Source organism: Bacillus sp. Marseille-P3661 (assembly GCF_900240995.1).
In the GTDB taxonomy this organism is placed as follows: Bacteria; Bacillota; Bacilli; order Bacillales; family Bacillaceae_J; genus OESV01.
In genome coordinates, this window is sequence record NZ_LT965956.1 from 155,090 (window position 1) to 180,361 (window position 25,272).

Annotated in this window: 23 protein-coding genes; 16 read left to right on the plus strand and 7 right to left on the minus strand. The window is 34.0% G+C overall.

Going from position 1 to position 25,272, the window contains the following annotated elements:
• Nucleotides 1–5 precede the first annotated feature (5 nt).
• The 5 genes from C1724_RS19825 (at nucleotide 6) to C1724_RS19850 (ending at nucleotide 7,538) form a co-directional block, all read left to right on the plus strand.
• Nucleotides 6–1,721, plus strand: a complete 1,716-nt coding sequence (locus tag C1724_RS19825) for a GMC family oxidoreductase (protein WP_102348506.1) — start codon at nucleotides 6–8, stop codon at nucleotides 1,719–1,721.
• 360 nt (nucleotides 1,722–2,081) lie between these two features.
• Nucleotides 2,082–4,106 carry a diguanylate cyclase domain-containing protein gene (locus C1724_RS19830; RefSeq protein WP_102348507.1) on the plus strand — a complete coding sequence of 675 codons (2,025 nt, stop codon included), beginning with the start codon at nucleotides 2,082–2,084 and terminating at the stop codon, nucleotides 4,104–4,106.
• Nucleotides 4,107–4,360: 254 nt separating this feature from the next.
• Nucleotides 4,361–5,719, plus strand: coding sequence for a branched-chain amino acid transport system II carrier protein (gene brnQ, locus C1724_RS19835; protein ID WP_102348508.1), 1,359 nt, complete (start codon nucleotides 4,361–4,363; stop codon nucleotides 5,717–5,719).
• Nucleotides 5,720–5,893: 174 nt separating this feature from the next.
• Nucleotides 5,894–6,364 (plus strand): redoxin domain-containing protein, encoded by a 471-nt coding sequence (locus C1724_RS26185; protein WP_258000472.1) that lies wholly within the window; start codon nucleotides 5,894–5,896, stop codon nucleotides 6,362–6,364.
• Between the two features lie 172 nt (nucleotides 6,365–6,536).
• Entirely contained in the window at nucleotides 6,537–7,538 is a 1,002-nt protein-coding gene (locus C1724_RS19850; RefSeq protein ID WP_102348511.1) for an LLM class flavin-dependent oxidoreductase, read from the plus strand.
• A gap of 133 nt (nucleotides 7,539–7,671) precedes the next feature.
• Here the strand turns inward: C1724_RS19850 and C1724_RS25770 are convergent, their stop codons facing one another.
• A complete protein-coding gene (locus tag C1724_RS25770; RefSeq protein ID WP_180994390.1) occupies nucleotides 7,672–7,842 on the minus strand; it encodes a hypothetical protein in 171 nt (56 codons plus the stop codon).
• Nucleotides 7,843–8,263: 421 nt separating this feature from the next.
• Here C1724_RS25770 and C1724_RS19855 point away from each other — a divergent pair, with 421 nt between their 5' ends.
• The 6 genes from C1724_RS19855 (at nucleotide 8,264) to C1724_RS19880 (ending at nucleotide 14,646) form a co-directional block, all read left to right on the plus strand.
• Nucleotides 8,264–9,280 carry an acyltransferase family protein gene (locus C1724_RS19855; RefSeq protein ID WP_102348512.1) on the plus strand — a complete coding sequence of 339 codons (1,017 nt, stop codon included), beginning with the start codon at nucleotides 8,264–8,266 and terminating at the stop codon, nucleotides 9,278–9,280.
• Nucleotides 9,281–9,369: 89 nt separating this feature from the next.
• Nucleotides 9,370–10,095 (plus strand): GDSL-type esterase/lipase family protein, encoded by a 726-nt coding sequence (locus C1724_RS19860; protein WP_102348513.1) that lies wholly within the window; start codon nucleotides 9,370–9,372, stop codon nucleotides 10,093–10,095.
• 171 nt (nucleotides 10,096–10,266) lie between these two features.
• Nucleotides 10,267–10,950: an MgtC/SapB family protein gene (locus tag C1724_RS19865; protein WP_102348514.1), complete on the plus strand. Its 684-nt coding sequence runs from the start codon at nucleotides 10,267–10,269 to the stop codon at nucleotides 10,948–10,950.
• 77 nt (nucleotides 10,951–11,027) lie between these two features.
• A complete protein-coding gene (locus tag C1724_RS19870; RefSeq protein ID WP_102348515.1) occupies nucleotides 11,028–12,029 on the plus strand; it encodes an LLM class flavin-dependent oxidoreductase in 1,002 nt (333 codons plus the stop codon).
• A gap of 148 nt (nucleotides 12,030–12,177) precedes the next feature.
• Nucleotides 12,178–13,032, plus strand: coding sequence for a M15 family metallopeptidase (locus C1724_RS19875; protein ID WP_102348516.1), 855 nt, complete (start codon nucleotides 12,178–12,180; stop codon nucleotides 13,030–13,032).
• Between the two features lie 162 nt (nucleotides 13,033–13,194).
• Complete coding sequence (locus tag C1724_RS19880) at nucleotides 13,195–14,646, plus strand: IS1182 family transposase (protein WP_102344916.1); 1,452 nt, start codon at nucleotides 13,195–13,197, stop codon at nucleotides 14,644–14,646.
• A gap of 153 nt (nucleotides 14,647–14,799) precedes the next feature.
• Here the strand turns inward: C1724_RS19880 and C1724_RS25775 are convergent, their stop codons facing one another.
• Nucleotides 14,800–15,093, minus strand: coding sequence for a DUF5658 family protein (locus C1724_RS25775; RefSeq protein WP_102348517.1), 294 nt, complete (start codon nucleotides 15,091–15,093; stop codon nucleotides 14,800–14,802).
• A gap of 209 nt (nucleotides 15,094–15,302) precedes the next feature.
• Between C1724_RS25775 and C1724_RS19890 the strand changes: the two genes are divergently transcribed.
• The 5 genes from C1724_RS19890 (at nucleotide 15,303) to C1724_RS19910 (ending at nucleotide 20,779) form a co-directional block, all read left to right on the plus strand.
• Nucleotides 15,303–16,778, plus strand: a complete 1,476-nt coding sequence (locus C1724_RS19890) for a stalk domain-containing protein (RefSeq protein ID WP_180994362.1) — start codon at nucleotides 15,303–15,305, stop codon at nucleotides 16,776–16,778.
• Nucleotides 16,779–16,905: 127 nt separating this feature from the next.
• Entirely contained in the window at nucleotides 16,906–18,360 is a 1,455-nt protein-coding gene (locus C1724_RS19895) for a phosphodiester glycosidase family protein (RefSeq protein WP_102348519.1), read from the plus strand.
• Nucleotides 18,361–18,531: 171 nt separating this feature from the next.
• A complete protein-coding gene (locus C1724_RS19900) occupies nucleotides 18,532–20,073 on the plus strand; it encodes a glycine betaine uptake BCCT transporter (protein ID WP_102348520.1) in 1,542 nt (513 codons plus the stop codon).
• Nucleotides 20,074–20,280: 207 nt separating this feature from the next.
• Nucleotides 20,281–20,484: a hypothetical protein gene (locus C1724_RS19905; RefSeq protein WP_102348521.1), complete on the plus strand. Its 204-nt coding sequence runs from the start codon at nucleotides 20,281–20,283 to the stop codon at nucleotides 20,482–20,484.
• Entirely contained in the window at nucleotides 20,465–20,779 is a 315-nt protein-coding gene (locus C1724_RS19910) for a YbjQ family protein (protein ID WP_102348522.1), read from the plus strand. The genes C1724_RS19905 and C1724_RS19910 overlap by 20 nt, the downstream gene beginning before the upstream one ends.
• Before the next feature lie 57 nt (nucleotides 20,780–20,836).
• Here C1724_RS19910 and C1724_RS19915 read toward each other — a convergent pair whose 3' ends face one another.
• The 5 genes from C1724_RS19915 to C1724_RS19935 all read right to left on the minus strand — a co-directional run bounded on the left by C1724_RS19915 (nucleotide 20,837) and on the right by C1724_RS19935 (nucleotide 25,169).
• Nucleotides 20,837–21,226, minus strand: coding sequence for an ectoine synthase (locus C1724_RS19915; protein WP_102348523.1), 390 nt, complete (start codon nucleotides 21,224–21,226; stop codon nucleotides 20,837–20,839).
• Between the two features lie 93 nt (nucleotides 21,227–21,319).
• Nucleotides 21,320–22,621, minus strand: coding sequence for a diaminobutyrate--2-oxoglutarate transaminase (gene ectB, locus C1724_RS19920; protein WP_258000473.1), 1,302 nt, complete (start codon nucleotides 22,619–22,621; stop codon nucleotides 21,320–21,322).
• Between the two features lie 110 nt (nucleotides 22,622–22,731).
• Nucleotides 22,732–23,271 (minus strand): diaminobutyrate acetyltransferase, encoded by a 540-nt coding sequence (ectA, locus tag C1724_RS19925; protein WP_258000474.1) that lies wholly within the window; start codon nucleotides 23,269–23,271, stop codon nucleotides 22,732–22,734.
• A gap of 480 nt (nucleotides 23,272–23,751) precedes the next feature.
• Nucleotides 23,752–23,940: a hypothetical protein gene (locus tag C1724_RS19930; RefSeq protein ID WP_102348524.1), complete on the minus strand. Its 189-nt coding sequence runs from the start codon at nucleotides 23,938–23,940 to the stop codon at nucleotides 23,752–23,754.
• A gap of 191 nt (nucleotides 23,941–24,131) precedes the next feature.
• Nucleotides 24,132–25,169, minus strand: coding sequence for a ThiF family adenylyltransferase (locus C1724_RS19935; protein WP_102348525.1), 1,038 nt, complete (start codon nucleotides 25,167–25,169; stop codon nucleotides 24,132–24,134).
• Between the last annotated feature and the right edge of the window lie 103 nt (nucleotides 25,170–25,272).

A 25,272-nucleotide genomic window follows, 5' to 3' on the forward strand; every position in this document is an offset into this window, starting at 1 on the left:
ACAAAATGGCAAAAAAATTACCTAAAGTAGATGTGGTAATTGTTGGAGTTGGTTGGGCAGGAGGGATCATCGCTTCCGAGTTAACCAAACAAGGGTTAAATGTAGTTGGGTTAGAGAGAGGTAAGGAAAGAAAAACGGAAGATTATTTCATGGTTCATGATGAGCTTCGATATGCTCTACGTTATGAGATGATGCAGGATCTATCTAAAGAAACAATTACGTTTCGAGGGAATGAAAAAATACGTGCATTACCAATGCGTCAATATGGTTCATTTTTATTAGGTGATGGACTAGGCGGTTCAGGTGTTCATTGGAATGGACAAACCTATCGTTTTCTTCCATATGACTTTGAAATACGATCTAAGACGATTGAAAGATATGGAAAAAACAAAATCCCAGCGGAGATGACGATTCAAGATTGGGGAATTACATATGATGAGATGGAACCGTATTTTGACAAGTTTGAGCAAATGGCAGGGATTTCAGGAGAAGAAAATCCTTTAGCTGGTAAGAGATCTAACAAGTATCCTACACCGCCAATGAAAACCTCTCCCCAATTAAAAAAGTTTGCAGAAGCGGCAAAAAGCTTAAAACTTAACCCATACATCCTTCCATCTGCGAACCTGTCTGAAACGTATACAAATCCAGATGGAATTTCTCGTACAGCTTGCCAGTATTGTGGTTATTGTGAACGATTTGGATGTGAATACGGGGCTAAGGCCGATCCAGTTGTAACTGTTATTCCTGTTGCGAAAAAAACAGGGAAATTTGAAATTAGAACACATTCAAATGTGAGACGGGTTTTAAAATCTGGCAATAAAGCTACAGGTGTACTATATACAGATGTAACGACAGGCGAAGAAATTGAACAACCAGCAGATATTGTTGTTTTGACGAGTTACGTGTTTAATAATGTGAGATTATTATTAATGTCTGATATAGGACGTCCATACAATCCACAAACAGGTACTGGTGTTATTGGGAAAAACTATGCTTACCAAGTAATGAAAGGGAATGCTGTTGGATTCTTTGAAAAGGAAGAGTTTAACAACTTTGCCGGTGCCGGTGCACTTGGTATGACTGTAGATGAATTCAATGGTGATAACTTTGATCATACTGATTTAGGTTTCATTCACGGTGGATCGATCAGTATGACTCAGACCGGGCAGAGACCGATCCAAAATAATAAGGTTCCTGAGGGAACACCTACATGGGGAAAAGAATTTAAAGCAAATTCAATTAAATATGCAAATCGAACTTTAGCCGTCGGTGGACAAGGATCAAGTATGCCTTTTAAACACCATTTTCTTGACCTTGATCCGACATATAAGGATGCCTTTGGAGATCCATTGATGCGGATTACCTTTGACTTTGAGGAGCAAGATCGTCAGCTTGCAATCTTCTTAGCTAATAAATGTGCAGATATAGTAAAGGCAATGGGAGCTGATCATGTTGAGTCCCTTAAAGAGCTTGGCCCATACGATATAACAACATACCAATCCACGCACAATACAGGCGGTGTTATTATGGGAGCTGAACCTGAAACATCCGCTGTAAATAATTATTTGCAAATGTGGGATTTCGAAAATCTCTTTGTTGTTGGTGCTGTAAATTTCCCACATAACAGTGGCTATAATCCTACTGGAACAGTTGGGGCACTAGCTTACCGAGCTGCAGAAGGTATACTAAAATATAGCCAAAATGGTGGGTTATTGGCTTAGAGTTTAAGACGACATACATAAATTTCAAAAGCATTGCTTAGTAAATCAATTGTAAGAGAGAGTCCTACACTGCCGTTGTGTGGGACTTTTTTGATTTGAAAACCAGATAAATAAACTTGTAAATAAAAAAAACTTAGATAAGGCAGCCCTCGATATGATTCTTTAGAGCATGGAGGGTTTTTTATTTGCAATTATTCTAAAAGAAAAACACCTTTTATAATTAACGTAATTAGGAATGACTTCCTAGGTTCATAATAGGAATAATACCATATTTTTAGGAATGAATGGGGATTTCTATAATGTTGATGATAGGATACTATTTTATACGATTCAATAAATAAACTTTAAAGGTGTTTTATTATGTTAACTATGTATTACGAAAATGTGATGTCTGATTACACCCTTATTTCTTTAGTAGTACTTTCATTTGTGATTGGTATTTTTACTTCATACGTTGCTATTAATCTGATCCTTTGGAAATTGACAAAAATTTGGGTTGTTATATCATCGGTTATAATGGGGGGCGGGATATGGTCCATGCATTTTATTTCCATGTTAGCATTCCATATCAATATAAAAGTTCATTATAATATAACCATGATCATTTTGTCTCTGATAGTATCAATAATCTTTTCATTTTTATCCTTTAAGAAGTTAAGTACTGGCAACAATAAATACTTTTTAGTCTGTGGATTGTTAATGGGAGTGGGAATTTCATCCATGCATTATGCAGGAATGGCAGCAATGGAAATGGATACTAAAATTGTGTACAGCCCTATTTTAGTAATTACTTCTATTATAATTGCTATAATCATGTCTGTTATTTCATTTTGGATTATTTCACTTATTAATAAACAAGTATACGATCCTTTCAAGTTGAAAATAACAGGTGCTGTATTGCTAGGATTGTCTATCGCATTGATGCACTTTGTTGGGATGGGCGCAGCGAATTTTGTTGAGCATACTCACAATAATCGTTTTATTTTTGTAAAAGATTACGAAGTCTCAGGCTTTGCTATCGGCTTGACAATTGGTTTATTTTTGCTATTAGTTTTAGTAACCATCTTGATAACATCCATTATAAATGAAAAATATACGATTAAACTGAAAGAAAGTGAAAAACTATATCGCCAATTAGTTGAAGGCTCACCTGAGCCCATTATAGTTTATCAAAACGAGAAAGTAGTTTTTGTAAATGATAAATTAGAGGAACTGATAGGATATAAGTCTGAAGAAATTATTGGAAGGTCAATTTTTGATTTTATCCATGCTGATTACAATAACGACGTTAGAAGACGTATTCAGAAAATTTTTGTTGATAAAAGAGTAGAACGGATGGAGTTGAAGATATTAGCAAAGGATAATAAAATTCTTGATATAGAAGTGTCCTCGGCACTAATTATGTATAATAGCAAGCCATCTATAGAAGTATTTTTACGAGATGTTACTGAGAAAAAAATGATGGAAGAGGAGCTTAGGAAGAATGATGAACGTTATCGGTTCATTGCTGAAAATTCAACAGAACTTATTTCTTCTTTTAAGCCAAACGGAGATTATGAGTATATCTCCCCGTCATGTTGTCAAATTTTAGGCTATGATCAAAATGAGTTAATTAATAGAAATATGTTTGACTTTATTCATCCAGATGAATTTGAGATTGTAAATCGATTACGAACTGAAATGGAATCACAACTTGAGGTAGTTACTTTTACACATCGATTTCGAAAAGAAGATGGCACATATATATGGCTTGAAACAAATGCTCGCACGATACGAACTTCTTCTAGAACGATAGAGAAATTAATTGCTGTTTCTCGAGATATAACTGAACGGCTTGAAAAGGAAAATAAATTACATGAAACTATTAAAGTCTTAGAATATTTATCAAATATGGATGCCCTCACAAGCATTCCTAACCGTCGATTTTTTGAAGAAAGGCTACAAAGTGAATGGAACCGATCTATGCGGAATGGTAACCCACTATCAGCATTAATGATAGATATAGATCACTTTAAGAACTATAATGACTTTTACGGCCATCAAGAAGGAGACCGGATAATCAAACAAATCGCCCTTGTATTAATGGATACGGTTAAAAAGCCAAGTGATTTTGTAGCTAGATATGGTGGTGAAGAATTTATTGTTCTTCTTCCAGACACAGATAAAAAAGGAGCCACCCATATTGCAAAACAAATGATTAATAATGTAAGAAATTTAAAAGTATTAAACGAAGTTTCAAGTACTAGCCCATTTGTAACAATCAGTATAGGAAGTGCAACAGTTATTCCAGAAAAGTATACTCAACCTAACGAATTAATAAAACAGGCTGATATTGCTTTATATCATGCAAAAGAACAGGGAAGAAATTGCTTTATTATTAGTTAGGATTACAAAATCATGTTAATGTGCCCAATCGTACCACAATCCTTGTTCCGAAGGTTTGTGGTTTTAGTGTATATCAAGAACATTTAATAAAAATAATTTCTGGAAATTTAAATAGTTAGAAATTTTTTTGGAGTGAATTTGTCGAATATTGTTGCTTTTTCTGTTAACAGGCATTATCATATAGTATATTAATAAAATATTCTAATTATTTTTAACATAAATTAGAAGTTAAAATCTATTGGGGGCACATATATATGAATAAGAAATTATCATTTTCATCCTATACTGCGATAGGGTTTATGTTGTTTGCTCTATTTTTTGGGGCAGGTAATCTAATTTTTCCGGCTCAGCTCGGACAAAACGCTGGTACAAATTTATGGCCGGCAGTTATTGGTTTTCTAATTACTGGGGTAGGGTTGCCTTTACTTGGAATCCTGGCGATGAGTTTTTCAGGGAGTCGCGATCTAGAGGAGCTTGCAGGTCGAGTAACACCTGGTTACGGAGTATTTTTTACAGTTTTACTGTACTTAACCATTGGACCATTCTTTGCTGCACCACGTACTGGTACAGTTGCATATGATGTAGGTATTGCACCATTTTTAAGTGAAGGATCACAACAAATTGGTTTACTTATTTTTACAATCATTTTCTTTGCAACTACCTTACTGTTTTCCCTTTATCCTACAAAAATAGTAGACAACGTTGGGAAAATATTAGCTCCAGGCCTAGTAGTTTTACTAGCAGTCCTATTATTAGCAGCTCTCTTTAAGCCGATGGGATCTTTCGAAACACCTCAAGGTGCATATCAAAGTGGTGCATTTGTACAAGGGTTTCTAGAGGGATATAATACAATGGATGCTTTAGCATCACTAGTATTTGGTATTATTGTGATCAAAGCGATTCGTGCAATGGGGATTACATCAACTAAAGGAGTTTTAACATCTACAGCTAAGGCGGGTGCAGTTGCAATCACTTTACTTGGCTTGATTTATGTCGGAATTGCATACCTGGGTGCTTCAAGTGTTGAAGTGATCGGCCTAGTAGAAACAGGTGGTCCGGTTCTTAGTAATGCAGTATCTTACTATTTTGGCACTATTGGTTCTGTATTTTTAGCAGTAATGATTATCCTTGCATGTTTAACAACTGCTGTTGGATTAACGATTTCATGTGCAGAATATTTCCATAGTTTATTGCCAAGATTTAGTTATAAAACATTAGTTGTGTTCTTTGCTACTATTACTTTTGTAATTGCAAACTTTGGATTAAATAACATTATTACTTTTTCAATTCCTGTATTAATGTTTCTATATCCTCTATCTATTGTTTTAATCTTATTAGCATTTTTATCGCCTTTATTTAATCATTCACGATTAGTATATATTACTACAATTGCTGTTACTTTTGTAATTAGTACGTTTGATGGATTAAAGGCATTATGTGGTTCACTTGGTATTGAGTACTTTGGCTGGTTAAGTACCATCGTTAACTTTTTCGATCAAACCTTGCCATTATATAGTAATGGACTTGGATGGTTATTACCGGCATTAGTTGTTATTATTGTTACTAGTGTGGTATCACGTATCCAAAAGATTTCTACAGTTGAAAGTAATTAAATTTAATCAATCTGAAGTCGGTTTCCTATTTCCAGGAAATCGATTTTTTTATTTAACCGTTTACCTATGGTCAATGGATAGCTTGATGTACATTCAAATTAGGTCTAATCTAAACGATAATCGGAAACACTAATTTGTATGAAGTTTTATTAATATAATAAAGGAGGAGCGAATTTGGAAGACTCTCTAAAAATTGGTGATCAAGCGCCTGACTTTTCCTTAGCCGCAACTACAAAGGAGAAACTGTCTTTATCAAATTATCTTGGCAAAAAAAATGTTGTCGTAGCTTTTTATGGCATGAATTTCACACCAGGTTGAATTAAAGAAATTGCCTCTTGGAAAGAGGACTATAAAAGATTCGAACAGTTAAATACTGAATTGCTTGGAATTAGTGCTGATCATATTCATGCTCATCGTGTTTTTGCTGCAAGTATGGGAACACTGCCTTATCCATTACTGTCTGATTGGGATAAACAAGCGATGAAGAGCTATAAGGTGTATAATGAAAAAGGTGGAGTTGCGATCCGTTCTGTTTTCATTATTAATAAAGATGGAGTAATTACATATTTGAATACTTCTTTTAAAGCAGATCAAAAAGAAGATTATGAAAACGTTTTTATTGAGTTGCAAAAACTACAGGAATAATAATTTAGAAAAGAATTCCGCATCTAGTGTTGTGGAATTCTTTTATTTTAACAGTGTAAAATAATACTAACAAGTATAAATTGTATCTTAATATTGAGCATTTAAGTTTGTTTCCGGTTTTGAAGTTGTTATTATAAGATAGTAAATCAAGAGAAAGAAAGGACAAATTTAAATGACAAATATACATGTTCCTGTATCGGTTTTAAATTTAGCACCCATACGTGATGGTCAGAGCCCTAAAAACGCGATAGATGATATGGTAGATTTGGCGCAAGCAACAGAGCAAATGGGCTATAAACGATATTGGATAGCTGAGCATCATAACACATCAACACTTGTTAGCTCTGCCACAACTATTTTAATTAAACATACTTTAGAAAATACTAAACAAATACGTGTCGGATCCGGTGGAATAATGCTGCCAAACCACAGCCCATTAGTTGTAGCTGAACAGTTTGGAACACTGGCGACAATTTATCCTGATCGCCTTGACTTGGGTCTTGGACGAGCACCTGGTACAGACATGATGACCGCGAGTGCACTTAGGAGATCTCAACACGATTCGGTCTTTACATTTCCAGACGACGTAGCACAATTGCTTACGTATTTTGGTCCAGAGAACCGTCAAAATCAAGTAAAAGCATATCCTGGTGTAGGTACGAACATCCCAATTTATATTCTAGGTTCCTCTACCGACTCTGCCTATCTAGCTGCTAAATTAGGATTACCATATGTATTCGCATCTCACTTTGCACCAGCTCATATGGAAGAAGCAATAAATATATATCGCCAACGGTTCCAACCATCTGAATACCTGGATGCCCCTTATATGATAGTTTGTTTAAATGTCATTGCGGCTGAAAATGATGATGTGGCCAAAATTGAATTGACAACAATGCATCAATTTTTCTTAAATGTGGTAAGGGGTTCCCAATCACCTTTAAAACCACCTGTTGAAAACATGGATCTCATTTGGAATACAAGGGAAAAACAAATTGCTACATCTATGTCGAGTGTGACCTTATTGGGGAGTAAAGATTCAATCCGAAACCAATTAACAAGATTTCAAGAGCGATATAACGCAGATGAAATTATGGCGGTAACCTATATATATGATCCAGAAAAACAGAAAAGATCATATGAAATTTTAAAAGAAGTAGTTGATGATAGATAATATGTTGAAAACGCGATTATTCTCTTAAAGAATAGTCGCTATTTTTTGGTAAGAATTGTTTTTTTACAAAATTAGAAAAGACGGATTCTTAGAAAAATCCGTCTTTACAAAGTTTTTTTTAATTTTTAACGTATTAATTATGTGGCTTTTTGTTTACTTGCCGTCCACTTTTCTTTTGGCTTTGAGAGCCTGAGTTACCAATTTGAAAATCAGTACCTAATTCAAGGTCATTTTTACTAGCTTGCTTTTTAAGTTGATCATTTGTTTGATTTTTATTGCTCATTCCTTGCTTAGACATATTCATTTCAACTCGCTTTCCTATAATTCGTTTTTAATATGCCCAAATGTAAGAAAAAAACTTATCTATTCCTTACAAGTCAAAAATTGGGAATATGAGTGAATAATAGCACCAACAATTTACAATAAAAATTTTTTAAGTAGTAAAAGTTATATTGATATTTCATTTAATTAACTAATGCTACTTACGCTTGTTTGATTGATTGTATGTGTTTTTTTTAGGTTGATCCTCTTAAATAAAATCGTTCGATATACTCATTACAATAATCATAGGTTTATTAGAACAAATAAAAGCTATGAAATGCAGGAAAATTTAAACTATTTTAATAACATTACTAATATGGTCAAAACGGTTAAAAACCTTTCGAAAATTATAGACGAATAGAAATATGTTGTGGTAGTCTATAAAGGTTATTGGGAGGTTGATTATGAATACCCGTGATGCTTATTATGACAATGCAAAATTTTTACTTATTTTTTTCGTTGTATTTGGACACTTCATACAGTCATATATTCATGAAGATAAGTTGATTTACACGCTATATACAACAATTTATACATTCCATATGCCTGCGTTTATTTTAATTTCAGGCTTTTTTGCTAAGGGATTTCGAAAACCAGGCTATCTGAAAAAAGTAGCGAAGAAATTGATTATTCCCTACTTAATATTTCAGGGAATTTACTCTCTATATTACTTTTTCATCAATGACCATAAAATAATCGAATTGAATCCTTTAAACCCACAATGGTCATTATGGTTTTTAGTAAGTTTGTTTTGTTGGAATGTGATGCTTTTCCTATTTACCAAATGGACAGCAAGAGTTGCTTTATGCTTAGCGGTGGCATTAGGAATTTTTGTTGGATATTTTGATGAAATTAACAACTATTTAAGTTTGTCACGTACTTTTGTGTTCTTTCCATTTTTCCTGCTTGGCTATTATCTAAAAAATGAACATTTTGAAAAAATTCGTGATATAAAGTTCAAATATGTCTCGTTTTTTATACTAATTTCAATATTTATTGCATTTTATTTATTTCCTGACTTTGATTATAAATGGCTGTTTGGGTCAAAGCCTTATGATGCATTTAACTCTTCAGAGCTAAATGGAGGTATTATTCGTCTAGGTATTTACTGCTTAACCTTGCTAGCCACACTGAGTATCTTGGCATTGGTTCCAAGACAGAATTTCTTTTTTACAAAATGGGGCACAAGTTCAATCTATATATATTTATTACATGGTTTCTTTGTAAAGTATTTTAGAAACAGTGAATTAGTGGAGATACTGAATGAATCCGAACAAATTATAATTTTATTTATCATAACCATATTGTTAATTGCGTTTTTATCAAGTAAAATGGTTAGAAAAATTTCGCAGCCCCTTATCGAATTTAAAGTTTCTCACTCTAAAAAATATACAATAAATTCGGTTCACGGACAGAGATAGCAGAACAAAAAACTTTTTAATAAAGAATGCACATGAGGATATGGAACACTGGATAAACTCCTAATAAGAAAATATTAGGAGTTTTTCTAATGACAAAATATACCGTTATGTCTTGCATCTTTTTACTTATATTTGTTACATATTCAAGGATGGATAATTCCGCTGCAAGTACAAAGAACTTAAACATTGTAGCTTTTGGTGATTCGATCACACATGGTTCTGGTGATCCTACCAAACAGGGGTATATCCAACGGTTCAAATTTAAATTTGAAGAAAAAACCGGCTTTCCTGTTCAAATGTACAACTACGGAATACCAAAATATACAACACATGATGTATTAGAACAACTAAAGGATGAAACGATAAGAAAGCAAATTAAACATGCAAACTATATAATTCTTTACATCGGTACAAATGATTTTAGAAAAAGTGCAGACTATGAATTTGCACAGCTGGATGAAAATAAAATGAATGAAGGTAGGCGTAGTTTTTCAGCTAATATACATGCCATTCTGAATAACCTAAGAAATAAAAATATGACAGCTCCGATAATTCTTCTGGGATTGTATCATCCCTATGTGGAATATCACAACGGTAAAGACATTCAAGGCTGTATAGAACGATGGAATTATGAAATTCTAGAAGCTGCTTGTGAATATGACGAAAGTGTATTTGTACCTACTATTGATCTATTTATAAATGGACCGAAAACAGACTTCTTTAGTGATTCACTTCATCCAAATTCAGTAGGATACGAATTGATAGCAGATCGATTATTAGAAGAAGTGCTTTTGCTGGAAAAGAATTTGGATTGATGAATAGGATAACGAATCAAGATCTTTAATTAAAAACAAGGATCTTGATTTTGTTCTTACTTGAAAATTTTATGTTAAGAGAGTAAAAGGAAAATGAGATACACAGCTACTAAATTAAGTATATAATAAATAAAAAAAGCAAGGTAAATTAAATGTTAGTGAGGGGAAGTTATGGTTGTTTCACTAGGTTTGTTATTAAAATTAGGGTTATCAACTATTATAGGTGTGATCATAGGTCTGGAACGAGAACTAAAAAACAAGCCACTTGGACTAAAAACATCCATTGTTATTGCTGTTAGCAGTTGTTTATTAACGATTGTATCAATTGAGGCCGCCTATACTTTTAAAAAAGAATCAGGTGTAATGATGGATCCGATGCGCCTTGCAGCGCAAATTATTAGCGGTGTTGGTTTCATTGGGGCAGGAACTATTTTAGTTCAAGGTCTCTCTGTACGTGGTCTTACAACGGCAGCAATGATCTGGGGTGCAGCTGGACTTGGAATTGCGACAGGGGCAGGATTTTATAAAGAAGCAATTCTAAGTTTGATTTTAATCATTGTCAGTGTAGAACTTTTACCTCTCCTAATAAAATTAATCGGACCTAGAAGGCTGAATGAAAAATCAATACGTATTAAAATGACGATCAAAAAGGAAAGAAATATGACTGAAATATTTAAAGATATAAAAGCTATTGAGGTGGCGGTTGACCATGTAAAGGTTGACGATTTAGAAAATAAAGAAACGGTTATTTTAGAACTATTAGTACGAGTTAATAAGAAAAGATATACGACTGATGTTCATATGGATTTAAAAGCGATTGATGGCGTTTTAGGGGTAAAGTGCGAAACAATTTAACTAGGCATAAAAGTTTGTATCGTTGACTTTTATTGCTAGTATAGTAGTAAATCTAATAAAAGAAAGGATAAAAATAAATGGCAAACATTCAAATACCTTTATCAGTGTTAAATCTTGTACCTATGAGACAAGGACAAGAAGTAAAGGAAGCTATTGACTCAATGGTAGATTTGGCACAAGCAACAGAACAGATGGGTTATAAACGCTTTTGGATTGCGGAGCATCATAATACGACAAGACTTATTAGTTCAGCAACTTCTATTTTGATTAAACATACGTTAGAGCATACCCACTCTATTCGCGTAGGCTCAGGTGGCATTATGCTTCCTAACCATTCTCCGTTAGTAGTTGCTGAACAATTTGGAACGATGGCAACGATTTACCCTAATCGCATTGATTTAGGCCTTGGAAGGGCCCCGGGTACAGATATGATGACCGCCTATGCATTACGACGTTCTCAATATGATTCGGCATTTACATTTCCAGATGATGTTAAATCTTTACTTACATATTTCGGACCGATGGAACAGCAAGGTGATGTAAGAGCTTTTCCTGGAGTAGGCACGAACGTACCGCTATATATTTTAGGTTCCTCAACGGATTCAGCTTATTTAGCAGCAGAGTTAGGCTTGCCATATGCATTTGCATCCCATTTTGCACCAACACATATGCCAGAAGCGATTTCCATTTATCGTAATCACTTCAAGCCGTCACAATATTTAGATGCCCCGTATATGATTGTCTGTCTAAATGTAATTGCAACTGAAACGGATGAAGAAGCAATTCTCGAATCGACTACGATGCACCAATTTGGTTTAAACATTATTCGTCGAACAGAATTACCGTTAATGCCCCCAGATGAAAGCATCTATCAAACGATGAGCCCGCGCGAGTTACAAATGGTTCATGCAAGAACAAGTATAAGTTTAATTGGCAGTAAAAATACGATACGAAAACAATTAACTAGATTCCAAGAACTATATAATGTTAATGAACTAATGGTAGTCTCGTATATCTATGATACAGAAAAACAAAAAAGGTCGTATGAAATACTAAAAGAAGTTGTGGATGGCAAATAAAGAATTAAATTTATAGGTGATCTTAAAAAGAAAACATATGGCAATGTATATTATTGTCATATGTTTTTATTGTTGTTTCCTTATTAATTTAGATAAATAATTTGTGGTAGAATAATAGAGTCAAAAAGCATTTAGAGGAGAGCAAAAAATGGGCTTTAAAAAAATAATTTTAATTGTTTCTTTATCCGGACTTTTTATTAGCGGTTGTACCGTAAATGGAAGCGAAGAAACGACTGTGCAACAAGATGAACAATTGATTTTAAACGAAACTGTAGTTAGTGAAGAAGAGCATACAAATCAAAGTATTGAAGCACAAAATAATAATAATCAGGACGAATCATTGAAATCTATCGTTATTCCCACAATAGTGAATGAAGGAACAATCGTTAATCCTGATAATATAATGGCAGTTGTAAACAAGAATTATTTGTTACCATCTAGTTATGAACCTACTGATCTAGTTATTCCCAACATACCCTTTTACTTTGAAGAGGATATTCCTAAAAGATATATTAGAGCAGAAGCGGCACAGGCAATTGAGAAATTATTTAACAAAGCAAAAGAAGATGGAATCCCTCTTCTTGCTGCCTCTGGTTACAGATCTTTTGAGAGACAAAGTGGACTTTTTAACGCGAAAGCAGCCGTTGTTGGAGTGGAGGAAGCGAATACAGTTGTTGCTTTCCCAGGAGAAAGCGAGCATCAAACGGGGTTGGCGATGGATGTCACGACTTCAGAACAAAATTTTCAATTAGAAGAAGAGTTTGGTACTACCGTAGAAGGGGAATGGCTACAAGAAAATGCTCATTTATTTGGGTTCATCATCCGTTATCCGAAGGGTAAAGAGCTGATTACCGGTTACAAATACGAGCCATGGCATATACGCTATGTTGGCTTAGAAGCTGCAACTGAAATTTTTGAAAATAACTTAACCCTAGAAGAGTTTGTCGAGAAGTATAATGCTGTGCAAGTAAATAAAGAGTTGGGAAATACAAGTAACGGATAATTAAAGAGATTAACTGTATAAAGTTTACAAAAAGAGGTTCCAGTTGATTGAGGCCACTGAAAAAGTCCTTAAAATTTTAAAAAGGTATAATTCTCATATATTTGAGGAATTATACCTTTTTTCTTGTATAATTATAGTATCAATTTCAAGTGGGTGGATTGGATGATACAAAAACAAGAGATGATGAATTTAAGTCCATATATGCAAATTTATGATTTGGTTGTTCCAAAGGATAACCTTCTACGCAGAATAAACGATCTAATCGATTTTTCATTTGTTTATGAAGAACTTGAAGATAAATATTGTCATGATAATGGACGCAATGCGATCCACCCTATTCGTATGTTTAAATATCTATTGTTAAAATCCATTTACAATATATCCGATGTTGATATTGTTGAACGTTCAAAGTATGATATGTCGTTTAAATATTTTCTTGATATGGCACCAGAAGACCCAGTGATTGAACCAAGTTCTTTAACGAAGTTTCGGAAATTACGTTTAAAAGATATTAATCTTTTAGATTTACTGATAAATAAAACTGTTGAAATTGCAATTGCTAAAGGCATTCTAAAAAGTAAATCTCTCATTGTGGACGCCACACATACAGGAGCTCGTTATAATCAAAAATCAGCAAAAGAAGTTTTGATGGACCGATCGAAATTACTTAGAAAGACGATTTACCAAATAGATGTAAATATGAAATGTAAATTTCCAAGCAAAACCAATTCTGATGTATTAGAAGATCAGATAGAATACTGTCAAAAACTAGTTAAGGTAGTTGAAAAGGAAGAAATACTTTGTGAGTATCCAAAAGTTAAAGAAAAATTAAATCTTTTAAAAGAGACATTGGATGATGATATAGAACATTTACAACTTTCACAAGATGAAGACGCGAAGATTGGGCATAAGTCGGCGGACTCTTCCTTTTTTGGTTATAAGACACATATAGGTATGAGTGAAGAAAGAATTATTACTGCAGCAACGGTAACAACTGGTGAAAAAAATGATGGAAAACAATTAGAGACTATAGTGGAAAAAACGGTACGTGCAGGAATGAAAGTTAAGACTATAATTGGAGATGCAGCTTATTCAGAAAAAGGAAATATTGAGTATACCAAAAACAATGGAATAAAGTTAGTAGCTAAGTTGAATCCAGCAGTTACGCAGGGCTGCCGAAAAAAAGAAGATGAATTTGAATTTAACAAAGATGCAGGAATGTATGTCTGCAAGGCTGGGCATATGGCAATTAGAAAAGCACGTCAAGGGAAAAAGTGTGTATCAACTAATCAAGTTGACACTTATTATTTTGATGTGGAAAAATGTAAGATATGTCCTTTGAAGGAAAGTTGTTACAAAGAGGGCGCTAAGAGTAAGAGTTATTCTGTATCGATTAAATCCGATGTACATACAGAACAAATGAACTTTCAAGAAAGTGAATATTTTAAAGAAAAGTCGAAAGAGCGCTACAAAATAGAAGCTAAAAATAGTGAATTGAAAAACAGACACGGGTATAATGTTGCAAAATCCTCGGGTCTAATTGGCATGGAGATGCAAGGAGCAATGGCAATATTCGCAGTAAATTTAAAAAGAATACTGAAGTTAATGGATTAAGTAAAAGAATTATACAGTCAAAATATCAAAAAAAGACGACTCAATAAATTCAGTTTTTGAATTTGAGTCGTCTTTTTCTGTCTGTTATCCTTGATACTTTGAAAAACCGTCAGGTTTTTCAGTGCCCTCCCATCTGGCAAGCATTTTTTTATGTTAATAAGCTTTTGTAATCCAGTATGAATGTAGAATAATGATTTCGAAATATAAAATGTTCACAAAAGTTAAAACTTCAAAATATAGTCTTTTTCTAAATGCTGCATGTAAAAAAAATAAAAGAAATGGAAAGCATTTTACTAAAAAGAAATACATAGGGTGCTCAGTTAATAAGAATCCCATCCATGGATTAGCCTCAGAAATTACATTGTGATAAACCCCAATATAAGTTAAATACCCATCAGCTAAAGAGAAACAACTAAGGATAACGATCTGCAATTTGATTAAGTTCAAGGCTATCACTCCGCGAAAAGCTTTTCTACAATTAAATCGGTTAGCTACCATTGTTGACAAAATACTATAACTTTTAACCGGTTATAAATGATTATATTTTTAATATTTAATAGACTAGTGCGATTTCTTACAAAATTTTTAATAGCATATTAAGAGAGTTCGGCTCATACATTTCTATCAACTATAACTTTAAGATGGAGTGGATCTGGATGAATGCCGTGCATAAAATATCAATACAACTTTCTACTATTCTTTTTCTATTTTTCGTAGTCGCTCCGGCTATATATGCTGAAGAAATGCATGGAAAGGCTATACTCAAAGATTTAATTGTTGAGATGAAGAATGCAGAATTAAAAGCTGAAGATCCAAAAATTATATTTGAAGGGCAAACATATTTACCATTAAGAGTTATTACAGAAAGCTTAAATAAAAAAATCTATGTTGATAAAAAAACTAATACTATTATCATTAAGAGTGATAACACTAGTATGGAAAATATAAGGTTAGAAAGCAATAGCGATCGTAAGTCGGTTGAGCCACGGCCTAATATAACCTTCACTGAACGAATTAAATCAGGCGGGGCAATTGTTATAGAAGATAATGAGCAAAATATCATGTTTGAAAAAAATAGCCACGCAACTTTTTATCCTGCGAGTACGACTAAAATATTAACGGCATTAATTGCTTTAGAGAAAGGTGATTTGAACGAAGAAGTTGTCGTATCGGACAATGTTAAGCAGTTACCGATTGATAGTAGAAGAGTATTTATCAAACCTGGGGATGTGTTAACACTAGAGCAATTGTTATATGCAACATTATTATACTCAGGGAATGACAGTGCACTCGCCATAGCAGAACATATAGCAGGATCTGAAACTGAATTTGCTAAATTAATGAATGAAAAAGCTAATGAGTTAGGTGCTGGAAATTCACATTTTGTAAATCCGCATGGATATCATCACCCGGATCATTATACAACTCCATATGATTTGGCTGTTATATTAAAGGCAGCTGCTGATCATCCACGATTTTTAGATATCATTAATACCTCTTCATATAAGGCCGTATATAAAAATAAAAAAGGGAAACAAATCACAAGAACATGGAGAACTACGAATCAATTTCTGAAGAATTCATCCTTTGCTACAAAAGGAGTTATCGGTGGAAAAACAGGCTACACCGATGCAGCTGGTCGAACACTTGTAACTGTATCTGAATATAATGGCCATCGTTATTTTACGGCAATATTAAAAGGAACATCAATAGGAAGATATAAAGATACCAAAAAGCTACTTTTGAAAGCGTATAAACACAGGGAGAGCTATGATCAAAGTTTTATCAAGAATATAGATGTAACTCCAATAACTAAATCGATAATTGTGGATGGACAACCTCTTCCAAAAACGAAAAAAATGTTTATTTATAATGGTAGAACCTATATTTCACAATCCTATGTTAATGAAACACTTGCGGACGTTCAGCAAGAGGATTTATCATCTCATCTAACAAAGATAAAAATAAAACCGGCTTACGTTATGAATTCTTTAGCCATTGAAGAGATTTCGTTAACTGCATCATCTGAGATACACCTTAAAGAGTTGACTAGTCCAAAGAACATTAGTTTTAAATATATTAATCCTGTGCATTTACTAGTAGGAACACATATACAACAATTTGGACTGTAACTAATTAATTTTTAAGTGATTTGTATAAAAGTAATACGATACTTTCTACCCATTTCTCTAAATTATAGGAAATTATGTCTGTTAATGTTGTATGATTATTATATAGTTTAGGAAAAGGGGGAGAATAATGAACTTAAAATATATTAATACTATAGTTTTCTCACTAGTAGGATTGTACATCCTTTTAGCACCTTACCCAGCAGCTGCAGCTGAAAAGGCTTTATTAGATAGTAAAACTAATCGTACCTTTGTGCCCGTTCGTTTTGTTAGTGAAAATCTTGGTGCGAAGGTTAATTGGGATAGTGAAAAGTATACAGTTTCAATTGAAGATGATCAAAACACAATATTACTCTCAATTGGTGAACAAGAAGTTTTAGTAAACAAAGGGACTAAAACGATAGATACAGCACCATTCATTAAGAACAGTATTACATATGTTCCGTTACGGTTTGTTTCAACTGTATTAGGTGCAGACATTGACTGGGAACCAAAAACTGCTAGTGTGCAGATTCAAATTCCTAATACTTCAATCATAACATTAACCACTGAGCTGCTTAGTCCCTCTATGTCTACAGATGCTACAAAACAACATAGTGGATCTGCCTTTAATCATGTTGAAAAAAACTTTATTATAGAAGGAAACAAAATCAGTTCAAATATAATTACAGTTGACTTAACTAGTCCTGCTATCGATTTAAGTGTCGCACTTGCGAAAAATAAAGTTGGTGCTGTGGATAGCCTTGAAAATATAGCAAAACAACATGATGCTGTAGTAGCGATAAATGGAAGTTTTTTTGATGCTTATACCGATTTGAAAGAGCCATATGGGGTTATAATTATAGATGGAAAAATTGTTCATGTTGGAAAAGAGCGAACAGTTATTTCATTTGATGAAAAAAATAATGTAACTTTTAATATAGCCAACCCGGAAATAGTGGGTTCTACTAATGGTTCTGCAAAATGGCCGAACAATTGGTATTCGTACTGGATTAATCGTACGCCTCAATTTAATTCTAGTGCAAGCGTTGTGATATATACACCAGAGCGTGGCGATGAAGTTGGGTTTGATTACGGAACAAATATAGTCGTTGAAAAAGGGAAAGTAGTTCATATTACAAATGGTAATGTTAAAATTCCAAAAGATGGATTCGTCATTAATTTGATCGGTACAGAGGTTCATAATTTACATGATCGTTTTAAAATAGGGACAACCGTATCCTATCAGGTGGTAGATGAAAGTTTAAGTATTGAATCGACAGATGGAGCTATAGGGGCAGGGCCGCGTTTAATTACAGATGGGAAAGTCTCAATTAATTTTGAAAATGAAGGGTTTCAAGATATGAAAATTATTAAAGATAAAGCCGCAAGGAGTGCTATTGGAGTAACAAAGGATAATAAACTTCTTTTCCTTACAACTTCGGGAGCAACCATCCATGAACTTGCGGAGATGATGCTCAAGGCGGGAGCTTATCAAGCTATAAACTTAGATGGAGGGGCATCTAGCGGGCTTTATTATAATGGGATGTATCTTACAAAGCCTGGCCGAGAAATAAGCAATGCTATATTGGTGAAACATAAGTAAATATATAATTATGCATGGAGTCTAAGATCAGATTCACATGCATTTTTTTTGTTTGGGTCCGCTTAATATCCACATTTCAAACAGAGTATATGTATTCCTTTTGTGGTTAAGCTAACTTTAGAACTAAACAAGCGTTCACTAGAAATATTGTACTGAAAAGGAGTCTATACTATGAAGGATAAAGTATCAAATGTATTTTGGATATCACTAGTTATAGCAACTGCCTTTGTCATTTGGGGTGTTGTTGCACCAATTCATTTAGGTGAAATAATGGATACTACTAAAGCATATTTCCTAAACTCGTTTGGATGGTTCTATCAACTATCAGCTACTTTTTTCCTATTATTTGCGATATTTTTGATCTTTAGTAAATATGGGAACATCAAATTAGGTGATGAAAATGATAAACCTGAATTCAATCGGGCTACATGGTTTGCGATGCTTTTTAGTGCAGGAATGGGAATTGGTTTATTGTTTTATGGTGTTTCCGAACCCATCTCGCATTTCCATACCCCACCATTAGGTGAGGGTGGTACAACTGAAGCGGCTACACAGGCATTGCGTTACACATACCTTCATTGGGGATTCCATGCTTGGGCGATATACAGTACAATTGCCCTTGTGTTAGCGTATTATAAGTTTAAGAAAAAAGCACCAGGGTTAATAAGTGCAACCTTAACTCCTATTCTAGGAGATAAAGCAAAAGGACCAATAGGTACTGCAATTGATACAATTGCTGTGTTTGCAACTATTTTTGGCGTAGCTGCATCGTTAGGTTTAGGAGCTGCTCAAATTAATGGCGGCTTAAGTTACTTAACAGGAATTCCAAATGATTTCTCTATTCAATTGATTATCATCGTAATTGTAACTGTGTTATTTCTTCTTTCTGCGGGTACTGGGATTAAAAAAGGAATCAAATATTTAAGTAATGCAAATTTAATTCTTGCGCTTATACTATTAATTGCATTTCTTATCCTTGCACCTACGCAGTTTGTATTAAATATATTTACCACCACTCTTGGCAGCTATATACAAAATCTTCCTAGCATGGGATTGCGGTTAGCGCCATTTAATGCAGAAAGAGCCTCATGGGTTCAAGGTTGGACTATTTTTTATTGGGCTTGGTGGATTGCTTGGGCCCCTTTTGTAGGTACGTTCATAGCTCGTGTTTCAAAAGGAAGGACTGTACGTGAGTTTGTGTTTGCAGTATCAGTTATTCCTACCATTGTTTGTATCTTTTGGTTTGCAGTATTTGGTGGCACTGCAATCTATTTTGACTTTTATCAAGGAACAAATATTGGTGATCAACCCTTGGAAACAGCATTATTTTATGTGTTCGAGCAAATGCCATTTACAGGGGTATTGTCGGTAATTACTTTGCTACTAATTTCAACATTCTTTGTCACATCAGCCGATTCGGCTACATTCGTATTAGGGATGCAAACTAGTTTTGGTAGCCTAGAACCTCCTAACGTTGTTAAGTTTGTATGGGGATTTTTCTTATCCGCTTCAGCGGTAATCCTAATGCGGTCAGGCGGATTAGATGCAATGCAAACAGCCATCATTGTAAGTGCTTTTCCTTTAACGTTTGTATTAATATTGATGGCATTCTCTGTATTAAAGGACTTTAGTAAGGAACTAGCTGCGAAAAAGCAGAAGGTTAAAGTGGAAAAAAGGAAAATTAAAGGTAATGAAAATCCCAATCCAGCTTAATCTATTGAACGGATTAAACTCGGTACCAACAGGTTTTACGTCCTTTGATTAATAGTAATGGAAAAGTATTAAAACTCTATCCGGGAGATAGAGTTTTTTATACTGGGTATAGTTAAGCAGCATATTAATAATAAAAAGATAATTGCATAGAATGCGAATAGAACCTATAATAATGGAAAAAACTACAATGATATTGGGGAAAAGACTATGTCAAAGTTGAAATATCTGTTTATTTTTTTAATTATTATTTTTCAATTTTCAGCTATTTTTAGTTTGTTTCTTAACAAAACGTTTGCTATTTTTCTTTTTATTTGTTATGGATTGAGCATTATTGGTTTGATTGCCATATATGTAAAAGAACGAATAAAAGAAAAGAGAGAGGAAGATGAACATGATTATAGTGACTACTGAAACAGTACATGGTAAAGAAATAAAAGAGTTAAAAGGTTTCGTAAGAGGGAGTACTATACAGTCTAAGCATGTAGGTAAGGATATACTAGCGGGATTAAAAACATTAGTAGGTGGGGAAATAAAAGAGTACACTGAAATGATGGAACAAGCTCGCCAAATAGCGATTGGACGAATGGTCGAAGATGCCAAACAAAAGGGTGCTAACGCCATTGTCACTGTACGACTCGAAACTTCTGCTGTTATGCAAAATGCTTCCGAAATCATTGCTTATGGAACAGCTGTTTACGTAGAATAATTCGGATATCTAATATAAATAAGGGAGAGGGCAACCCTCTCCCACTTAATTTAAGAATTAGTCTTCATCTACAGGATATACACCGTTTTCATCGTGTACTTCTTTACCAGACAGTGGTGGATTAAATACGCAGACTACGCGCATATCTTCTTTGCCGCCACGTAATAGATGCTCATCATGTTTGTCAAGCGCATAAAGAGTACCTGGTGTGATTTTGTAGATTTTTCCATCTGCTAATGTTTCAACTTCACCATCACCTTCAATGCAATAAACGGCTTCGAGATGATTTTGATACCAAATATGTGTTTCAGTTCCAGCTTTAATTATCGTGTCATTTACTGAATAGCCCATACCATCACTTTTGTTAATTAATCGTCGACTAACCCATGTACCACCATCTACATCATGTTCTGTTCCAAGTATTTCTTCTAATTTAACTACTTTCATTACTATTCCTCCTAGTTTTTATTGTGCGGTTGTTATGTTTGATCTCGACTAATCATCGAGCAGAGAAGTCCCCTTGATAGAGTCTTCTTTATATTAAGCAGTTGCTAGTTCTTTCGCTTGTGATTTGACAACTGATTTTACACTTTCTTCGATAATAGTTAATCCTTGTTTTAATTCGGACATTTCAATCGTTAGAGCAGGGAAGAGCTTAAATACTTCACTGTTAGGTCCAGATGTTTCCATAATAAGACCACGGTTAAAGGCTTCACCACATATTTTTTCAGCCAATCCTTCATCCTGGGTACCGATACCTTGCATAAAGCCACGGCCACGAACGTCACCTTTAATCTCAGGATATTTCTTAACAATATCCTTTAAGAAATTTGTTATAATCTCGGATTTTTCTTCAATTCCTTTTTCAAAAGACGTATCGGCCCAGAAATTTAAACTTTCTGTTGCTGTTACGAAAGCATGGTTATTGCCTCGGAACGTACCATTATGTTCGCCTGGTGCCCAAACATCAAGATCACGTCTAAATAGGGTAAGGGCTAATGGTAAACCGTATCCGCCAATAGATTTCGAAAGGCAAACAATATCAGGTTTAATTCCAGCGGGTTCAAAGCTAAAGAATGTACCTGTACGTCCAACCCCAGCCTGGACATCATCTACAATAAGAAGAATATCCCACTTGCGACAAACCTGTTCGATGCGCTTTAACCACTCAAAGCGTGCTGCATTGATGCCGCCTTCACCTTGGACTGTCTCGAGAATCATTGCAGCCGGCTTATCAACGCCGCTACCGTTATCTTCCAAAAATCGCTCGAGATACTCCACTGTGTCGAAATCTTCGTCTATATAATTATCAAATGGCATAGATACGGAATTTTGTAATGGTACTCCGGCACCTTTACGTTTAAATGAATTTCCTGTAACAGAAAGTGAACCAATTGTCATACCGTGAAAACTATTTGTAAAACTGATTATATTCGTTCTTCCGGTTACTTTACGGGCAAGCTTTAAAGCACTTTCAACGGTATTTGTACCGGTTGGTCCTGGAAACATAATTTTATAATCTAGATCTCTAGGTTTTAAGATCACTTCATTAAAGCGTTTTAAAAATGTTCTTTTTGCATCAGTGGCCATATCAAGACTATGTGTAATATTATCATCCAAAATATAATCCACTAATTTCTTTTTCATTTTTTGATTATTATGTCCATAATTTAAGGAACCAGCTCCAGATAAAAAGTCAATGTACTCTTTTCCATTTTCATCCCACATTTTACTTCCTGATGCCCTTGTGAAAACAGTGGGGAAACTTCTGCAATACGCACGTACTTCAGACTCTAACTGTTCAAAAATCGACATTGGGTTTTCCTTATTATTAGGTTTCATTAGTTATAATTAACCTCCAGTTTTTCTTTCGTTATTTTGTAAAGCTAAGCTATTTCATAGCATAAGTATAAGTATTTATTCCATTCCCGCTTTATAAAAGAAAATTCCCTTTAAAATGGTCCAATTCTATACGTCAGTTCAGATTCATGATTACCTTCGGGGAACCATTCTTCAGGGAAACAATCAAAAATTTTAACGTCAGTGTTTTTCTTTTTTGCTAATCCTGTAAATAAGGATTGGGATGCAATATTAGAAGGGGAAATTGTTGCTTCTAAAAATTTCACATCTTCACAACTTTCACAATCAAGGAGGGCTTGTAAGATTTTTGTTGCAATTCCTTGACCTTGATATTGTTGTGAAACACCTATTTGCCATACAAACACAGTATCTGGCTGGTTAGGCATAATAAAAGCGGTAACAAATCCAGCTAACTGTTCTTCGTGCTTAGCGACAATACACGTATTTTCAAAATATTTTGACATCATTAAATAGCTGTAGGGTGAATTTAAATCAAGAGCACCCGACTCTTTGACAAGCTTCCACATTGATGAACCATCTTTTGCGTTTGGATTTACAAAATCAATTGTAATTTCTTTCTCTTGTACTAACACTGAATTTGAATTCGTTGTTATTGTACTTTCAGTTGACAAAGTTCCACCTCACCTTTGAGTGATAAGTTTTTCGAATGGTTAAAATAATTTTTTTAACCTTACGCTTATTAATGCTAACATCGATTGGATTGGATAATCAAACCAGTTATTTTACGAAATACATCCATAATTGAGAATATTCTAGACTCAGCTTTATTCAGGTAGTTTATATTATTAATCCCTCCCAAATCCTTTGTATTCTTAAAGATTCAGGCGAATTGTCTGAAAAGTCGACAAAAATATACATGATATTGTGTTTATCACATGAAATTGTAGAAAATTAATTATTAATTGGTTGTAAGTTGAGGGGGAGCAGCTTGTACCATTTGCAAGTGGACTATACTAACAGAAACTACGGGGGATTGTTTTTTTTCTACGGATTTTGCTTAAGACAATAAATAAACTAATCAAATCTGTAACGCATGGTGATGACATTAACCATGCGTTTTGAGTGCATCTTATGCATTTGAATTATGATTATTATCGTTTTCGACCAACCAAAACCATAATGCCATTAAAGATTAGAATACAAGAAAATACTAATACTGAAAGTACACCAATTAGAAAAGCTAACGGACTTAAAGGTTGTAAGAAACCGGTTAACGGTACTTTAATTAAAGCAAACCCAGCAAAAATACATGACAAAAATAAAAGTGGGTACCTTTCCATCGAATCGCCTCCTTTCCAAACCAACTTATGCACTTGTACATTTATTCATTATTAATTTTTCTAGAGAAAGAAAAAGGAATCAAAATACCCATAGTTGTTCGAAGAAGACTGAGGCTAAATTAGTAGATAAATATATTATTATTACTATTTAAATATAAAAACGCAGTCACTATTAACTGCGTTTTACTAATTTAATTACCTATATATTTGTGATATAAAGATTTTGCTTCTGTTATATCTTCGGTTCCCTGTACTAGCACTCTTCCGTTTTTAAAAAGAACTATCGTTATCGTATTAACATGAAATTTTAATAGAAATGGATTTCTTTCAACTTTTCCTATTTGTGCTAGTGTTTTTTCCATTTGTTCTAGGTCTATAGTGCTTTCTATTTTCGGTGATATTTGGACAGTGTTTCGCCCACATAAGGTAGAATAATCTTCTGAATGAGAGGAAGTTGAACTTAGAAATTCAAATTTACCATGAACACAAGCAGTACATTGATCATTTTTACTATTCGTAAGCTCCATGCTCATATCGTCGTTTAACCAGATATCGAATTGCTCAAGGTTAGAATTACTGTGTTGCTTGTCTCCAACTATTAATTTAATTGTTTCTGTTGCTTGATAACTAGCCACTATACTTGTGATTGGCGAAATAACACCTACTGTATCACATGTATCACCACGCACGACCGGGGGAGTAGGGAACAGGCAGCGATAACAAGGTCCACCGTGTCCATGGAAAACAGCAAACATCCCCCGAGAGCGAACAGCACCACCATAGATCCACGGGATTTTATATTTGACTGAAACATCATTCATAATATAACGGATTTGAAAATTATCTGTAGCATCTACAATGATGTCAACATTGCTAAGAATTTCTTCAGCGTTCCATGAATGAATATCTGTTACGTAGGGTTTAATTATAATAGAAGAATTTATTTTAGTTAATTTTTCATATGCTGCAATAGCTTTGGGTTTATTTTCAAGTGCATCATTTTCATCGTATAACATTTGCCGCTGCAAATTGCTCATTTCAACAAAATCCCTATCGATAATTTTTAAATAACCAACACCACTTCGTGTTAGATGATTGGCAATTACTGTCCCTAGTGCTCCTAAACCAACCACGGCAACTTTACTGTCTTTAAGTTTTAGTTGTCCTGATTGATTAATATTAGGAAATAAAATTTGCCTGGAATATCGTTCAAAACCTTCAGAAATCATTATAATCACACCCAATTAAAAATTAAAATAATATTTAAGTAATTCTATTAATTTCATTATAATTGTATTATAATAATATGCAAATAGTGGAATTTTGTAGGTA

Coding starts and splice junctions, on each gene's coding strand:
- C1724_RS19825 (WP_102348506.1), top strand. CDS start 6: ATGGCAAAAAAATTACCTAAAGTAGATGTGGTAATTGTTGGAGTTGGT.
- C1724_RS19830 (WP_102348507.1), top strand. CDS start 2,082: ATGTTAACTATGTATTACGAAAATGTGATGTCTGATTACACCCTTATT.
- brnQ (WP_102348508.1), top strand. CDS start 4,361: ATGAATAAGAAATTATCATTTTCATCCTATACTGCGATAGGGTTTATG.
- C1724_RS19850 (WP_102348511.1), top strand. CDS start 6,537: ATGACAAATATACATGTTCCTGTATCGGTTTTAAATTTAGCACCCATA.
- C1724_RS25770 (WP_180994390.1), bottom strand. CDS start 7,842: ATGAATATGTCTAAGCAAGGAATGAGCAATAAAAATCAAACAAATGAT.
- C1724_RS19855 (WP_102348512.1), top strand. CDS start 8,264: ATGAATACCCGTGATGCTTATTATGACAATGCAAAATTTTTACTTATT.
- C1724_RS19860 (WP_102348513.1), top strand. CDS start 9,370: ATGACAAAATATACCGTTATGTCTTGCATCTTTTTACTTATATTTGTT.
- C1724_RS19865 (WP_102348514.1), top strand. CDS start 10,267: ATGGTTGTTTCACTAGGTTTGTTATTAAAATTAGGGTTATCAACTATT.
- C1724_RS19870 (WP_102348515.1), top strand. CDS start 11,028: ATGGCAAACATTCAAATACCTTTATCAGTGTTAAATCTTGTACCTATG.
- C1724_RS19875 (WP_102348516.1), top strand. CDS start 12,178: ATGGGCTTTAAAAAAATAATTTTAATTGTTTCTTTATCCGGACTTTTT.
- C1724_RS19880 (WP_102344916.1), top strand. CDS start 13,195: ATGATACAAAAACAAGAGATGATGAATTTAAGTCCATATATGCAAATT.
- C1724_RS19890 (WP_180994362.1), top strand. CDS start 15,303: ATGAATGCCGTGCATAAAATATCAATACAACTTTCTACTATTCTTTTT.
- C1724_RS19895 (WP_102348519.1), top strand. CDS start 16,906: ATGAACTTAAAATATATTAATACTATAGTTTTCTCACTAGTAGGATTG.
- C1724_RS19900 (WP_102348520.1), top strand. CDS start 18,532: ATGAAGGATAAAGTATCAAATGTATTTTGGATATCACTAGTTATAGCA.
- C1724_RS19905 (WP_102348521.1), top strand. CDS start 20,281: ATGTCAAAGTTGAAATATCTGTTTATTTTTTTAATTATTATTTTTCAA.
- C1724_RS19910 (WP_102348522.1), top strand. CDS start 20,465: ATGATTATAGTGACTACTGAAACAGTACATGGTAAAGAAATAAAAGAG.
- C1724_RS19915 (WP_102348523.1), bottom strand. CDS start 21,226: ATGAAAGTAGTTAAATTAGAAGAAATACTTGGAACAGAACATGATGTA.
- ectB (WP_258000473.1), bottom strand. CDS start 22,621: ATGAAACCTAATAATAAGGAAAACCCAATGTCGATTTTTGAACAGTTA.
- C1724_RS19930 (WP_102348524.1), bottom strand. CDS start 23,940: ATGGAAAGGTACCCACTTTTATTTTTGTCATGTATTTTTGCTGGGTTT.
- C1724_RS19935 (WP_102348525.1), bottom strand. CDS start 25,169: ATGATTTCTGAAGGTTTTGAACGATATTCCAGGCAAATTTTATTTCCT.